Raw genomic sequence first — 14426 nt, forward strand, 5'->3', positions numbered from 1 at the left:
TCAGGCGCTGAACTCGAGGGCGGGCGCGGTGTCGGGGTTCACCTCGCTTCCCGTGTTGCTGACGGTGGTGAGTCGGCAGCGGGCCAGGACCTCCAGGCCGAGGTAGCGACGGCCCTCGGCCCACTCGTCTGTCTGCTCGGCCAGCACCGCGCCCACCAGTCGTACGATGGCCGCCCGGTTGGGGAAGATGCCCGCCGCGTCGGTGCGGCGGCGGATCTCGCGGTTGAGCCGCTCGGCCGGGTTGTTCGACCAGATCTGGGTCCAGACGTCCTTGGGGAATGTGGTGAACGCCAGGATGTCGGCCCGGGCAGCATCGAGGTGCTCGGCCACCACCGGCAGTTTCTCGCTCACGTAGTCCAGCAGCCGGTCGAACTGGGCGTTGACGCTGGCGGCATCGGGCTGGTCGTAGACCGAGTGGAGCATGGCCTTCACCGCCGGCCACATGCTCTTCGGGGTGATGCCCATCAGGTTCGCCGCGTAGTGGGTGCGGCAGCGTTGCCACACCGCACCGGGCAGGTTCGCGGCGATGGCGTCCTTGAGCCCGGGGTGGGCATCAGAGGTGACCAGCCGGACCCCGGCCAGGCCCCGGGCGACCAAGTCGGCGAAGAACTCGTTCCACGCCGCCCCGGTCTCGCTGGTGGCCACCCGCAGGCCCAACACTTCGCGGTGGCCGTCGCCGTTGACCCCGGTGGCGATGAGCACCACCGCGTTGACCACACGCCCGCCCTCACGCACCTTCATCGTCAACGCGTCCGCGGCAACGAACGTGAACGGTCCCGCCTCCCCGAGCGGCCGGTGGCGGAAGGCCTCCACCTGCTCATCGAGGTCCGCGGCCATCCGGGACACCTGGGACTTCGACAGGGCATTGATGCCCAAGGTCTTGACCAGCTTGTCCATCCGCCGGGTAGAGACACCGGCCAGGTAGCAGTCTGCGACCACGGTGATCAGCGCCGATTCGGCCCGCTTGCGCCGCTCGAGCAGCCATTCCGGGAAGTAGGTGCCCGAGCGCAGCTTCGGGATGGCCACGTCCACGGTGCCGACCCGGGTGTCCAGGTCCCGGTGCCGGTACCCATTGCGCTGGGCCGTGCGGTCACGGGAGGGTTTGCCCCATTCGGCGCCGACCACCGCATCGGCGTCAGCGCAGAGCAGGGTGTTGATCATCGTCTGCAGCAGGTGGCGCATCATGTCCGGGGAGGCCTCGGACAGGGCTTCGCCCAGCAGGCCGGCAGGGTCGACAATATGAGGAGCGGTCATCGTGATGACTCCATTCGAGGATTCTGTGAGAGGTTGACTCGAAGGATCACACGGTGGCCGCGTCCACGTCTGGAACGACGTGCCCGACCACCGGGCGCTACACCACTATGCGGGACTCAACTCGGTTCATCACGTCCAGCCGCGAAGCAATAGTCAGCATGCGCTGAGCATACAGAACCTGCTGACCTCTCGTGTGTGGCTCCCGCTGCTGATATCTGCATAGGTGTATGGTCGTGGCATGAGTGTGACGCCGTTGGATTCGTGTCAGGTCACCGCCGTCCATCCGGAGAAGGTGGCGCTGACCCGGGAGAGGATCCCCGACGAGCGCGAGGCCGGCAGGTTGGCCGGGCTGTTCAAGCTCCTGGGGGACCCGCGCCGTGCCCGGGCGCTGTATGCGTTGCTGGAGGCCGGCGAGCTGTGCGTGTGTGACCTGGCGGCGTCGGTCGATGTCGCGGAGGCGTCGGTGTCCCAGGTGCTGCGGGTGCTGCGTACCGCTGGGGTGGTCGAGAACCGCCGGGAGGGGCGGATGGTGTACTACCGCCTCGCTGACGGGCATGTGCGGATGCTGCTGGACGTCTCCCGTGAGCACGCCCGCCACGAGGGGCAGGGCTGATGGGGGCGGGACACAGCCATGCCCCGGCGACCGGGCATGCCGGTGGCCGCTACCGTCGGCGGCTGGCGGGGGCGTTCGCCCTGACGGCGGGCTTCTTCCTGATCGAGCTGGTCGCGGGGCTGGTGTCGGGGTCGTTGGCGCTGCTGTCGGATGCCGGGCACATGGCTGCCGATGTGGTGGTGCTGGGTGCGGCGCTGCTGGCGACGCGCATCGCGAGCCGGCCGGACTCCACAGGGCGACGCACCTATGGCTCCTACCGGGCCGAGGTGTTCGCCTCGGCGTTGGCGGTGCTGGCGATGCTCGCGGTCGGGGTGTACGTGGTGGTCGAGGCCATCAGCCGGCTGGGCGACGCGCCGGAGGTGGCCTCCGGCGCCATGCTCGCGGTCGGCTTCGCCGGCCTGGTGATCAACATCATCTCCATGCTGCTGCTGCGCAGCGGGGCCAAGGACAGCCTGAACGTCAAGGGCGCCTACTACGAGGTGATCGCCGACGCCGCCGGGTCGGTGGGTGTCATGGTCGCCGGCGTGCTGATCATCCTCACCGGCCAGCCGATCTGGGACGTCGTGGTCGCGGCGCTCATCGCGGTCTTCGTCATCATCCGGGCGGTGGTTCTGGGCAGGCAGGTGATCGCGGTGCTGGGCCAGCACGCCCCGGAAGGGGTGGACCCGGAGGACGTCGCCGGTGACCTGGACGCGGTCGAGGGGGTGGAGGAGGTCCACGACCTGCACCTGTGGACCCTGACGTCGGGGATGAACGTGGCCACGGCCCACCTGGTCGCTGACCAGGGCGCGGACCACGGCGCCGTGCTTGCCGGCGCGCGCCGGGTGCTGCGCGACCGTTACGGTATCGCCCATGCCACCTTGCAGGTGGAGGGCGCCGGCAGCGACGGCTGTCACGACCTGAGCTGGTAGCACTCGGCACGGAAGCCCGCTCGCGAGAGCCGCACATGCTTGAGCAACGTCTTAGGAGCGCGCGATGACCGCGAAGCACGGCAAGGGCCCCGGGCCGGACGAGGGCCAGCGGCCGGCCCGGCGCGGGGTGGTGCTCACCCTGCTGGGGATCGGTCTGGTCGCCGCGGCTTACGTGGTGACGATCGTGGTCATGGTGGTGCGGTGACGCGGCCCAAACGGACCGCGGCCTCATGGCGGCGCCGCAAGGCGGTCATCGCGTCGTCCAGTGCTGTCCTCGTCGGGTCGAGCACGTAGAGGTCGTGAAGACGTCCAGATATAGGCCTGGGACGGGAGTTCTTGCATCGACTGAACTCCCCGGTGGTTGCAGGTCCGATACGCAGGGGTGCCAGTAAGTAGGGCTGATCGGCGCCCATTTTCTTGTCTCGCGCCCCGGGGCGAGGCGGTCCCCTATCGGTGTCCCTGTGTGCGGGGCAGGTTCACGCCGCGCAGCAGGAGAGCTTGGCGATGTCGGTGGTGAAGGCCTGCGCGGTGAGCTTGAGGCCTTCGGCCATGGTCAGGTAGGGGCTCCAGAGGTTGGCGACCTGGCTGGTGGTCATGCCGGCCTCGAGCATGTAGACCCCGGCGGCGGCGAGGTCGCCGGCGTCCTGGGCCAGGGCGGTAATGCCGATGATGCGGCCGGTGTCGGCGTCGGTGACCATCTTGATGAACCCGCGGGTGTCGCGGTTGACGATCGCGCGTGGGACGTGCGCGAGTGACAGGACACGGCTGTCGTAGCGGATCCCGGCAGCGGAGGCCTGCCGTTCGGTCATCCCGACGGCGGCCAGGGCGGGGCTGGTGAACACGACCCGGGGCAGGTGGCGGTAGTCGACCTCGAGGCCGGCGCCGGTGAGGGCGTTGTCGGCGACGAGGGCGCCGTGGGCCGCGGCGACGTACACGAACTGACGGTGGGCGGTGACGTCACCGGCAGCCCAGACGCGCGGGTTGGTGCTGCGCAGATGGCTGTCGACAACCACCTCGCCGTGGTCGCCGGTGCGCACGTCGACGGTGTCGAGACCGAGCGTGGCGGTGACCGGGCGGCGCCCGGTGGCGACGAGTACCTCGGCCGCCCGGAGTTCCTGTGAGCCGTCAGTGGTGGTGGCAGTGACCGTGACCTCGCCGGTGGCCGGGTCGCGGCGGACCGCGCTGGGCACCGCGCCGCGGATGATCTGGATGCCTTCGTCCGTGAAGATCTCATCCAGGGCGGTGGACGCCTCGGGTTCTTCCTGGGACGCCAGCCGTGAGCGGACCAGCATGGTGACCCGGACGCCGAGCCGAGCGAAGAGCTGGGCCTGCTCCATCGCGACGTAGCCGCCGCCGATGACCAGCAGCGACTCCGGGACGTGGTCCAGTTCCATCGCGGTGGTCGAGGTCAGGTAACCGGCCTCCTGCAGGCCGGGGACCGGCGGCGCCCAGGGCCTGGAGCCGGTGGCGATGAGGTAGTGCGCGGCCCGGACCGTCTCCACCGTGCCGTCAGGGCCGGTGACGCGCAGTGCCGGCTCGCTGGGTGTGCCGACGAACGTGGCGTCCCCGGGGTGGAGATCCCATCCGTACTCGGTGGCCAGGTCCAGGTACTTCTCGCCACGCAGTGACCCGACGAGCCGATCCTTGCCGGCGATCAAGGCGGGCATGTCGACCGGCCGGACTTCGGGGAACGGCAGGCCGGGGAACCGGGAGGCGTCGAGTGTGACGTGGCGGGCCTCGGCGGTCGCGAGCAAGGCCTTGGAGGGCACGCACCCGGTGTTCACGCAGGTACCGCCGACGGTGCCACGCTCGATCATCACCACCCGTCTGCCGAGGTTGGTGGCGCGGATCGCGGCCGCGAACGCCGCCCCACCGGACCCGATCATTGCCAGGTCATACGACCTGCTGTTAGCCGTTGCCGTCATGAACTCCTCCTTCATCGCCCTCAGGATCGACCTTCCAGTGCACTGGAAGGTCAAGGGGGAGAATGAGTGGCATGCGGATCGGTGAGGTGGCTCGGGCGTCGGGCACGACGAGCAAGACCCTGCGGTACTACGAGGAGGTCGGGCTGCTACCCGCCGCGGACCGCACCCCGGCGGGCTACCGGGACTACGGCGCCGAGGTGCTCGACCGGCTGGACTTCATCCGCCGGGGGCAAGCGGTCGGGCTGACCCTGGCCCAGATCGGTCAGGTGCTGGACATCCGCGACCGGGGGCAGGCCCCCTGCCGGCACGTCACCGACCTGCTCGACACCCGCCTTGATGTGATCGACCGGCAACTCGCCGAGCTCGCGCAGCTACGCACCACGATCGCCGACCTGCGCGAGGACGCCGCCGCCGGCGACCCGGCCACGTGCTCCCCCGAGGATGTCTGCCGCTACCTGTGACACCGAAGTTCACGGGCCCGTGGCAGCGCATGGCGGCCCACTCTGTTGCGTTGGGGTGTTAGACCTTTCGCAACGGTTCTGTTGCGCGGGGTGCACCCTATCGCGACGCCTATTCCTCCGGCCTGCCGTCGGCCGCTGTCCCGGTGAAGGATCGGCTTGCGGAACGTGAGCCTCACTCGCAGCGCCCTCTTGCCCGCGTGCTTGGAGGCCGCCACTGAGCTCCGACAGAACCCCGCCATATAGCGGCGCAAGCCACACATGACACCGGGCGGCACACCGAGCAGCCGCCACAAACGACCGATTTAGCCGTTACACGCCCGTGAGTCGGAGCATGACTGAGCCCATTGAGGCCGGAATGGGGGGCGAGGCCACTGTGCCGATTCTGATTCTTTGTCCACACCACCGCGGGGGCCGTTTCAGCGGCCCCCGCGGTGGTGTTGCCGAGGTGTGGACTCAAGCCGCGCGGGGCAACACTCCGCGCAAGACGTCGGTGAGGGTGACGACCCCAGTGAACCGGTTGTCCTGGGTTACTGCGGCCAGCTGGCGGCTGTTGCGGCGCATGGAGGCAAGTGCTTCGTGCAACGGTGTGGTGGAGGGCAGCGTCAGAGCCTGCTGGATAAGCGGCTGGATTGGCGCAGAAGGCTCCATCGTGAGGGTGTCCCGCACGTGGACGACGCCCGGAACGCTCTCAGGGGTATGGTCCGGCTGGACCAGGATACGCAAGTGCCCTGAGCACGCAGCGGCATTCTGGACCGCCTCGACGTCGGCGTCGGGGGCGACCTTGACCGGGTGCTGACCCTGGGGGAGGAGGTCCCCGAGAGTGAGGGTCTGAAGGTCCAGGGCACCGGCCAAGGCTTCATGGTTCTGCCGGTCCAGGGTGCCGGCGGCGGCGGAGTGCTCAACCAGCTGACGAATGGCCGCTGCGTCGTAGCCGCCCACGGCGGCTTGGTCCACGGGGGTGACGCCGCTGAGGGTCACCAGGCGGTTGGCCAGCCGGTTGGCCAGCAGCAGCAGGGGGCGAACGGTCCAGACGAAGGCGCGTGCGGGCACGGCCACGGCTTTGGCTGCGGTCTCGGGGTGGGCAATGGCCCAGGACTTGGGGGCCATCTCCCCGATGACCAGGTGAAGGAAGGTCACGGCCAGCAAGGACAGGACGAAGGAGGCGGTTCCGGCTGCCGCTGCGGGGATGCCCCAGTCCTCCAGGACGGGGCCGAGCCATGCGTCGACGGCCGGCTTGGTGATCGCCCCCAGGGCGAAGGTGCACAAGGTGATGCCCAACTGGGCTGCGGCGAGCATGAGGGTCAGCTCGTCGACTCCCTTGAGAGCGGCCCGCGCGGCGCGGCTGCGTCCTGCCTCGGCCTCTAGCCGGTGCCGGCGGGCGCCCAGCAGGGAGAACTCCATGATGACGAAGATCGCGCTGAGCACGATCAGCGCTGTGGTCACGAGCATGACGATCAGTGGACCGTGCATCATCGCTCCTCGTCCGTGGTGGCGTCGGGCTGGGCCTCGTGGGCGGCATGGCTGCCGGCGGTGTCAGAGCGGGGCACCTCGATGAGGTGGATCCGCAGTCGAGCCGGGACCCTGCGTTGGATGGAGAGGACCTCGACCTGCAGGTGGCGGTCGTAGACCTCCTCAGCCCCGAAGTCTCGTGGGTCCTCGGGCAGGTCGATCGTGATGACCTCGCCTTCCCGGGGCAGACGGCCCAGAGCGTCGATGGTCAGACCGGCGGCGGACTCGGCCTCGGTCACGGGCAGGGGGTGCCCGACGAGGCGCTCAAGCTCGTCCAGGTGGGCCTCTGCGCTCAGGACCCAGGAGTGCAGGCCTGTGGCGGTGATCTCCTCCTGGGGGTGCAGGTCGTGCTCGTCCGTGAGCTCGCCCACGAGCTCCTCCGCGAGGTCTTCCACTGTGAGCACGCCGACGAAGCCGCCGAACTCGTCCACGATGCACGCCATCTGCTGCCCTGAGCCGTCGAGCTCCCGGGCTGCGTCGGGCAGGGACATCATCGTGGGCAGCACCAGTGCAGGGCGCATCAGGGCGGACACGGGGGTGTCCGGGGCCATCCGGGTCTCACCGAGCAGGTCGGTGAGGTGGACTACCCCGAGCGGTTCGTGTTCGTTCGAGATCACCGGGTAGCGGGTGTGGCCGGTGGCCATCAGGTCGCGCACCTGAGCCAGGGAGGTCTGGGGCTGAACCTCGTCCACACGCGAGCGGGGCACCATCGCGTGCTGCACGTCCTGGTCTGGGAAGTCCAGCACCCGGTCGATCAGGACGGAGACCTCCGCGGGCAAGGATCCGGAAGCTCTGGAGTCCAGGGCAATGCGGTCCAGGTCCTCGGCGGAGGCGGTGCTGTCGACGTCGTGCACTGGCTCGATGCGCAGGAGCTTGAGCAGCACCTCGGCCGCCTTGTCGAAGACCCAGATGAGCCAGCCGAACAGGCCGAGGTAGATCTGTGTGGGCCGGGCCAGAGCGCGGGCCAGGGGCTCGGGGTTGGCGATGGCCAAATTCTTGGGGTACAGCTCGCCGATGATCATCTGCACCAGGGTGGCCACCACCAGTACGCCCAGCGTGGAGATGGCGATGACCACTTCAGAAGGCAGTGCGGTGCCGCCGAGCAACTCGGTCAGGGCCGCACCCACCATCGGCTCTGCCACGTAGCCCACCATGAGGCCTGTGACCGTGATCCCCAGCTGCGCGCCGGAGAGCATGAAGGAGGTGCGGCGAGTGACCTGCAGTGCGCGGGCGGCGGCGCGGTCGCCGGCCTTGGCGGCGGTCTGCAGGCGGACGCGGTCTACAGACATGTACGCGAATTCCTGGGCCACGAAGAAGCCGTTGGCGGCGATGATCGCCAGGATGATGAGGGATCCGAGGATCAGTGTCAGGACTGGATCCATGCCTGAGTCACCTCCCCACGAGGTGCAGGCGACCCCGCCAGCTGCGGGGTGGGGTGGGGGTGACGCTCGGACTGTCACCAGGGCAGGCGGCTGGGCCGTCGCTCATGTATTCAGGGGCTCCATAAGGGGTCGAATGAATAATGGCGGCACATTACCACCGGTGACCGGTCGCAGGGCAAGGTGGGGTGTGGCCTCGCCGCCGACATCGGGCATCTGCCCGCCAGGATGTCCAGCCGGGTATACCCCTTTACACGCCCCGTCCGCCCACGAGAGCATCACGTCAGAAACGGTCCCAAACCGAGCTGTTGGACAGAAGTGTCGGAGGGTTTGAGACGTGGTGGGACAGACCGTCGGGTGCGTGTGAGGCCACCCCCGTGGGAGTCGGCCGACGCCCCGCACCCACGAACGTCGGCTCACGTCAGGGCGAGCATGGCGACGTGCCGAGGGGACGGGCGCCGAAGCCTTCTCCCGATAGAACGAGCACGTGGCGAGCCGGTGGTTGAGGGGGCCCGGCACCAGGTCTGCGACGAAGGCCCATGAGGATCTCCAGCCCCGGAAGCCAGGCTCCAGCGCTGGGCAGCTCGGCACTGCTGGGCAGCCGAGCCATCTCCACGAGCTGCGCATCACCGGGATCCCGCTCCCATTCCATGCCTTCCACCGCATTGCCCGTGGCCACCCGCCAGCGGGAGAGGATCTTCTGCGCTCGCTGCAACCGGGCGCTCACTCGGTGTGCGGGACGGGATGGGTCGCCTTCATCGTGGTGGGTCATGCTCCAGTTCGCGGGTCCGAGCGCGGGGCTCTGCTCCTCGTCCGGGAAGGGGAGGAGGGCCACGACGGCTACCCCCAGATCCTCTCGCCGCATCATTCCTGTTCCCCGTCGGCGACGTGGGCGCGGCCGCGCCGCCCGCCGGTGACCTCCAGGGCCTGGACCCGAGGCCCGGACGCGTGGACAGTCGACGAGATGGATGTGTGCGTCGCGGAAGAGATCTGGTGCGGTGGGCCCGGGCGGGGTTCGGGGCAGTGATCGACCTGGTGGTGTCTCAGGTGTGCAAGGAGCGGTGTCGTCGCTGGGGTCAGAAACGAGCGTGTCGTGCCCACCTGTCGGAGGTCGCCCGGGCCATGCGTGCGGACCGGACGGGCACGTTCAGCCCGTCATCCCCACGTCCACGGCCGCCTCGCGCGCGTGCCCCGATGGGAGTGAAGGAACGTGCAGACATGGGAGGGGGAGGACGCTGAGCGGCCGGCACGTCCCACGTGGGCCCGTAGGTGCAGCGCGTGGCGAAAACCCCGCCGTCCCGTACGTCACAATGACCGACTCCGGTCTGGGCTGGAGGGGCAGGGTCGCTAGGGTGGTCCCGTGAAGACCTTCGACGAGCTGTACGCGGAACTGACGCGCAAGGTGCAGGAGCGCCCCGAGGGCTCCGGCACCGTGGCCCAGATCGACGCCGGCGTCCATGCGATCGGCAAGAAGGTCGTCGAGGAGGCGGCCGAGGTCTGGATGGCCGCCGAGTACGAGTCGGATGAGGCCGCCGCCGAGGAGATCTCGCAGCTGCTGTACCACGTGCAGACCATGATGATCGCCCGCGGCATCAGCCTCGAGGACGTCTACCGCCACCTCTGAGGCCGCCGGCCCCGTTCCCCGCCCGCCCCACCGCACCCCGAGGAGACCGACGCGTGCTGCGCATCGCCGTGCCCAACAAGGGCGCCCTGTCCGAGTCCGCCCGTGAGATCCTGACCGAGGCCGGCTACCGGCAACGCCGGGACTCCCGCGAGCTCGTCCTCGTGGACCCCGAGAACAACGTCGAGTTCTTCTACCTGCGTCCCCGGGACATCGCCGTCTACGTCGGCCAGGGCACCCTCGACGTCGGCCTGACCGGCCGCGACCTGTTCTGCGACGCGCAGGTGGGGGACACCGCCGAGGAGATCATGGCGCTCGGCTTCGGCCGCTCCGTGTTCCGTCTCGCCGCCCCCGTCGGCTCCTTCACCTCCGCCGAGCAGCTCGCCGGCAAGCGCATCGCCACGAGCTACGACGGCCTGCTCTCCGACTACCTGGCCCGCACCGGCCTGGACGCCACGGTGGTGCACCTCGACGGCGCCGTGGAGTCCTCCGTCAAGCTCGGCGTGGCGGACGCGATCGCCGACGTCGTGGAGACCGGCAGCACCCTGCGCGCCGCCGGCATGGAGGTCTTCGGCGAGCCCATCCTCGACTCGGAGGCCGTGCTGATCGGCCGCGCGGGGGAGCGCCCCGAGGGCCTCGACGTGCTGCTGCGCCGCCTCAAGGGCGTGCTCGTGGCCCGCCGCTGGGTCATGATCGACTACGACATCCGCCGTGACCTGCTGGAGGCGGCCACCGCGGTCACCCCGGGGTTGGAGTCACCGACGGTCTCCCCGCTGCGGGACGAGACGATGGTCGCCGTGCGCTCCATGGTCCGCAAACCGGACGCCAACCGCGTCATGGACGAGCTGTACGCCCTGGGCGCCCGCGGCATCCTGATCTCCGCGATCCACGCGATCCGCCTCTGACGGCCCGCGCCGTCCCGCCCGAGCCCCCCGAGACGAAGGAGCCGACGTGAGCCTCGCCGTGCGTGTCATCCCCTGCCTGGACGTGGACGCCGGGCGCGTGGTCAAGGGCGTGAACTTCGAGAACCTGCGTGACGCGGGCGACCCGGTCGAGCTCGCTCGCCGCTACAACGCCGCCGGCGCCGACGAGCTCACGTTCCTCGACGTCACCGCCTCCACCTCGGACCGCGCCACGACCTACGAGGTCGTGACCCGCACGGCCGAGGAGGTCTTCATCCCGCTGACCGTGGGCGGCGGCGTGCGCACCGTCGAGGACGTGGACCGGCTGCTGCGCACGGGGGCGGACAAGGTCTCCGTCAACACGGCGGCCGTGGCCCGGCCCGAGGTGATCACGGAGATCACCCGCCGCTTCGGGTCCCAGGTCCTCGTGCTCTCCCTCGACGCCCGGCGCACGGAGGACCCGGGCTGCGCCTCCGGCTACGAGGTCACCACCCACGGCGGCCGCCGGGGCACCGGCATCGACGCCGTCGCCTGGTGCCGGGAGGCCTCCGAGCGCGGGGTGGGGGAGATCCTGCTCAACTCGATCGACGCGGACGGCACCCGCGAGGGCTTCGACCTGGAGATGATCCGGGACGTGCGCGCCGTGACGCGCGTGCCGCTGATCGCCTCCGGCGGCGCCGGCGAGCCCGAGCACTTCCCACCCGCCGTCGCGGCCGGTGCGGACGCGGTGCTCGCCGCCTCCCTGTTCCACTTCGGCCCGGACGACATGCTCGCCCGCGTCAAGGACGCCCTGCGGCAGGCGGGGCACACCGTCCGCTGACCCCGGCGGCCACGCCCCGCTCCGGCTCCCTAGACTGGACCTCCATGAGCATCTCCCCGCCCGACGACCTCGTGGCCTCCGTGACCTTCGACGACCGGGGCCTGGTGCCCGCCATCGCCCAGCAGGAGGGCACCGGCGAGGTGCTCATGATGGCGTGGATGAACGAGGAGTCCCTGCGCGCGACGCTCGAGACCGGCTGGGCCACCTACTGGTCCCGCTCGCGCGGCGAGCTGTGGCGCAAGGGGGAGACCTCGGGCCACCTGCAGCGGGTGCGCGCGGTCCACGCGGACTGCGACGGCGACACCCTGCTGCTCACCGTGGACCAGACCGGCCCCGCCTGCCACACGGGCACCCGCACCTGCTTCACCGGCCGCGAGCTCGTCATGCCGCCGGCCGCCGTCGACCCCGAGGAGGCCGCCCGATGACCGCCGCCACCACTCCCTCCCGTGCGGAGTTCCTGCGTCTGGCGGACACCGCCCGCGTGATCCCCGTGGTCCGCACGGTGCTGGCGGACGGCCTCACGCCGCTGGCGATCCACCGGCGCCTGGCCGGCTCCCGCCCCGGCACCTTCCTGATGGAGTCCGCCACCCCGGGCGCGGCGTGGTCCCGGTACAGCTTCATCGGGGCCGGCTCATCCGTCACCCTGACCTCGCGGAACGGCGAGGCGCACTGGCAGGGCACCCCGCCCGAGGGGCTGCCCACGCAGGGCCGCGCCCTGGACGTGCTCGCGGCGTGCCTGCGCCTGCTGCGCACGGACGTGCGCGCCGAGGTCGGAGGCGTCCTGCCGCACCTCGTCTCCGGCATGGCCGGCTTCCTGGGCTGGAACACGGTCCGCGCGTGGGAGCGCCTGCCGCACCCGCCCGAGGACCACCTCGGCCTGCCCGACCTCGCGATGAACCTCGTCACCGACCTGGCCGTGCACGATGCCCTCGACGGCACCGTGACGCTGATCGCCAACGCGGTGAACGGCAACGGCCTGGCCACCGGCGCGGACCGCGCCTACGACGACGCGCTCGCCCGCCTGGACGCCATGGTGGAGCGCCTGGCCGCCCCGGCCGCGGACCCGGTCAGCGACGTCCCGCGCCGCTGGCTCGAGGCGGACGCGGACGAGGTCGCCGCCCAGGCCGAGGACCGGTGGGGTGCCGAAGGCTTCCGCGAGGCTGTCGCGAAGGCCCAGCGGGCGATCCGCGACGGCGACGTGTTCCAGGCCGTCGTCTCCCGCCGTCTCTCGGTCACCACGGACGCCACCGGTCTGGACGTGTACCGCGTCCTGCGCACGGTGAACCCGAGCCCCTACATGTACCTCTTCTCCTTCGAGACCCCGGACGGGGAGCCGTACGAGATCGTGGGCTCCTCGCCCGAGGCGCTCGTGACCGTGCGGGACCGCCGCGTGGTCACCCATCCGATCGCCGGCTCACGGCGGCGCGGGGCCACCGAGAAGGACGACCGCCTCCTCGGCAAGGACCTGCTGGAGGACGAGAAGGAGCGGGCCGAACACCTCATGCTCGTGGACCTCTCCCGCAACGACCTCTCGCGCGTGTGCCGCCCCGGCACCGTCGAGGTCACCCAGTTCATGGAGCTCGAGGCGTTCAGCCACATCCTCCACCTGGTCTCGCATGTGGAGGGCCGCATGCGCGACGACGTCGACGCGCTCGACGTCCTCCGCGCCGCCTTCCCCGCTGGCACGCTGTCCGGTGCCCCGAAGCCCCGCGCCCTGCAGCTGCTGGACGAGTGGGAGCCGACCGAGCGCGGGCCCTACGGCGGCGTCGTCGGCTACTTCGACCTGGCGGGCAACATGGACATGGCGATCAACATCCGCTCGGCCACGCTGCACCGCGGCCAGGCACATGTGCAGGCCGGCGCCGGCATCGTCGCCGACTCCGATCCCGACGCCGAGACCGCCGAGACCGTCACCAAGGCGACGGCGCCGCTGCGGTCCGTGCTGACCGCGGGCGAGCTGGGGCAGGCGTGATGCGCCGCCGCACCGTGGTCCTCGCCGCGCTGGCCGCCGGCGCGCTCGTGCTGCTCACGGCGGGCCGCACCTGGGTGACCGCCACGGGCCTGTCCGGCGGGATCGCCTCCGAGGCGACGACGTCGGGCGGCGCCGCCGCGCCCGTCGCCACCGCCATGGCCCTGGTCGTGATGGCCGGTGCCCTCGCCCTGACCACCGCCCGGCGCCTCGGCGCCGTGATCGTCGGCGTGCTCATGGCGCTGGCTGGGGTCGTGATCGCCTCGACCTCGGTCACCGCCGCCCTGGATCCGGCGACGACGGCGGCCGCCGCGGTCGCCGACGCGACCGGGACCACCGCGCTCGCGCAGGACTACGCCGTGACGGCGTGGCCGTGGGTCGCGGCGGCCGGCGGCGTGCTCGCGGCGCTGTGCGGCGTCGTGGCGGCACTGGCGGGCCGTGGCTGGCGTTCGTCCCGGCGCTACGAGAAGGCGCCTGCGGCCTCCGAGCCCGGCCCGGCCGCCGCCGGGGAGCAGCCCGCGCAGTCCGCCCGCGAGGCGGCCCAGCGCCGGCGCGTGGACCAGATGGACGCGTGGGACGAGCTGTCCCGCGGCAACGACCCCACGTGAGTGCCCGTCTCTCGGACCGCCCCGCACCGCCCGGGTCGTCCCGGGTCACGCGGGCCCGGCCCCGTGCCCGCATGGCACAATGAGGGACAGTCGTCATGTACACCACGCACCAGTGAGGGACAGCCATGAGCCACACCGCGAACACCGCGCACACCGAGCCCACCACCCGTCGCGCCGCCCGCCGCGGCGCCGTCGAGGACGTCGTCGTCACCGAGGACGGCCTGGTGCTCAACGACCCGACCCACCTCGAGCTGCCCGGCCACGGCAACTCGCCCGGCGCGTGGGCCATGGTGGCACTCGTGCTCGTCGGCTTCGTCGCCGGCTGCGTCGGCCTGCTCGCCGACTGGAGCGTCGTCGTCTGGATCGGCGTGGCCCTGATGGCCGTGGGCGTCGTCGTGGGCATCGTCGCCGGCAAGGCCGGCGCGGGTCGCGGCCAGCACGGTCACTGATCCGC

The 14426-nt window shown here is 70.9% G+C and carries 15 protein-coding genes; 11 read left to right on the forward strand and 4 right to left on the reverse strand.

Going from position 1 to position 14426, the window contains the following annotated elements:
- Window positions 1-1254, reverse strand: a complete 1254-nt coding sequence (locus tag B1A86_RS05340; protein WP_002854328.1) for an IS256 family transposase — start codon at window positions 1252-1254, stop codon at window positions 1-3.
- A gap of 238 nt (window positions 1255-1492) precedes the next feature.
- On the opposite strand from B1A86_RS05340, the gene B1A86_RS05345 reads away from it, so the two are divergent.
- The 3 genes from B1A86_RS05345 (at window position 1493) to B1A86_RS11570 (ending at window position 2983) form a co-directional block, all read left to right on the forward strand.
- On the forward strand, window positions 1493-1867 hold the full coding sequence (locus tag B1A86_RS05345) for a helix-turn-helix transcriptional regulator (protein WP_044659923.1): 375 nt from the start codon (window positions 1493-1495) through the stop codon (window positions 1865-1867).
- Window positions 1867-2778, forward strand: a complete 912-nt coding sequence (locus B1A86_RS05350; RefSeq protein WP_002854089.1) for a cation diffusion facilitator family transporter — start codon at window positions 1867-1869, stop codon at window positions 2776-2778. Before B1A86_RS05345 ends, B1A86_RS05350 begins: the two co-directional genes overlap by 1 nt.
- Before the next feature lie 64 nt (window positions 2779-2842).
- Window positions 2843-2983, forward strand: a complete 141-nt coding sequence (locus B1A86_RS11570; RefSeq protein ID WP_002854087.1) for a hypothetical protein — start codon at window positions 2843-2845, stop codon at window positions 2981-2983.
- A gap of 271 nt (window positions 2984-3254) precedes the next feature.
- On the opposite strand, the gene merA is transcribed toward B1A86_RS11570, so the two are convergent.
- A complete protein-coding gene (gene merA, locus B1A86_RS05355) occupies window positions 3255-4703 on the reverse strand; it encodes a mercury(II) reductase (RefSeq protein ID WP_277244316.1) in 1449 nt (482 codons plus the stop codon).
- Between the two features lie 71 nt (window positions 4704-4774).
- Between merA and B1A86_RS05360 the strand changes: the two genes are divergently transcribed.
- Window positions 4775-5164 carry a heavy metal-responsive transcriptional regulator gene (locus tag B1A86_RS05360; protein WP_078025555.1) on the forward strand — a complete coding sequence of 130 codons (390 nt, stop codon included), beginning with the start codon at window positions 4775-4777 and terminating at the stop codon, window positions 5162-5164.
- 453 nt (window positions 5165-5617) lie between these two features.
- On the opposite strand, the gene B1A86_RS05365 is transcribed toward B1A86_RS05360, so the two are convergent.
- On the reverse strand, window positions 5618-6634 hold the full coding sequence (locus B1A86_RS05365; protein ID WP_036337237.1) for a CNNM domain-containing protein: 1017 nt from the start codon (window positions 6632-6634) through the stop codon (window positions 5618-5620).
- Window positions 6634-8055, reverse strand: coding sequence for a hemolysin family protein (locus tag B1A86_RS05370; RefSeq protein WP_036337238.1), 1422 nt, complete (start codon window positions 8053-8055; stop codon window positions 6634-6636). Before B1A86_RS05370 ends, B1A86_RS05365 begins: the two co-directional genes overlap by 1 nt.
- A gap of 1357 nt (window positions 8056-9412) precedes the next feature.
- On the opposite strand from B1A86_RS05370, the gene B1A86_RS05375 reads away from it, so the two are divergent.
- From B1A86_RS05375 to B1A86_RS05405, 7 genes are all read left to right on the forward strand, one after another.
- Complete coding sequence (locus B1A86_RS05375; protein WP_010078767.1) at window positions 9413-9676, forward strand: phosphoribosyl-ATP diphosphatase; 264 nt, start codon at window positions 9413-9415, stop codon at window positions 9674-9676.
- Window positions 9677-9729: 53 nt separating this feature from the next.
- Complete coding sequence (hisG, locus tag B1A86_RS05380) at window positions 9730-10578, forward strand: ATP phosphoribosyltransferase (protein ID WP_036315380.1); 849 nt, start codon at window positions 9730-9732, stop codon at window positions 10576-10578.
- Between the two features lie 46 nt (window positions 10579-10624).
- Entirely contained in the window at window positions 10625-11395 is a 771-nt protein-coding gene (gene hisF, locus B1A86_RS05385; protein WP_041102689.1) for an imidazole glycerol phosphate synthase subunit HisF, read from the forward strand.
- 44 nt (window positions 11396-11439) lie between these two features.
- Complete coding sequence (gene hisI / locus B1A86_RS05390; RefSeq protein WP_036382780.1) at window positions 11440-11820, forward strand: phosphoribosyl-AMP cyclohydrolase; 381 nt, start codon at window positions 11440-11442, stop codon at window positions 11818-11820.
- Window positions 11817-13367, forward strand: coding sequence for a chorismate-binding protein (locus B1A86_RS05395; protein ID WP_078025554.1), 1551 nt, complete (start codon window positions 11817-11819; stop codon window positions 13365-13367). The genes hisI and B1A86_RS05395 overlap by 4 nt, the downstream gene beginning before the upstream one ends.
- Entirely contained in the window at window positions 13367-13972 is a 606-nt protein-coding gene (locus B1A86_RS05400; protein WP_036338648.1) for a Trp biosynthesis-associated membrane protein, read from the forward strand. The genes B1A86_RS05395 and B1A86_RS05400 overlap by 1 nt, the downstream gene beginning before the upstream one ends.
- A 125-nt stretch (window positions 13973-14097) precedes the next feature.
- Window positions 14098-14421 (forward strand): HGxxPAAW family protein, encoded by a 324-nt coding sequence (locus B1A86_RS05405; protein ID WP_036338645.1) that lies wholly within the window; start codon window positions 14098-14100, stop codon window positions 14419-14421.
- Window positions 14422-14426: the final 5 nt, after the last annotated feature.

It is taken from the genome of Micrococcus sp. KBS0714, assembly GCF_002008305.4.
GTDB lineage: Bacteria > Actinomycetota > Actinomycetes > Actinomycetales > Micrococcaceae > Micrococcus > Micrococcus luteus.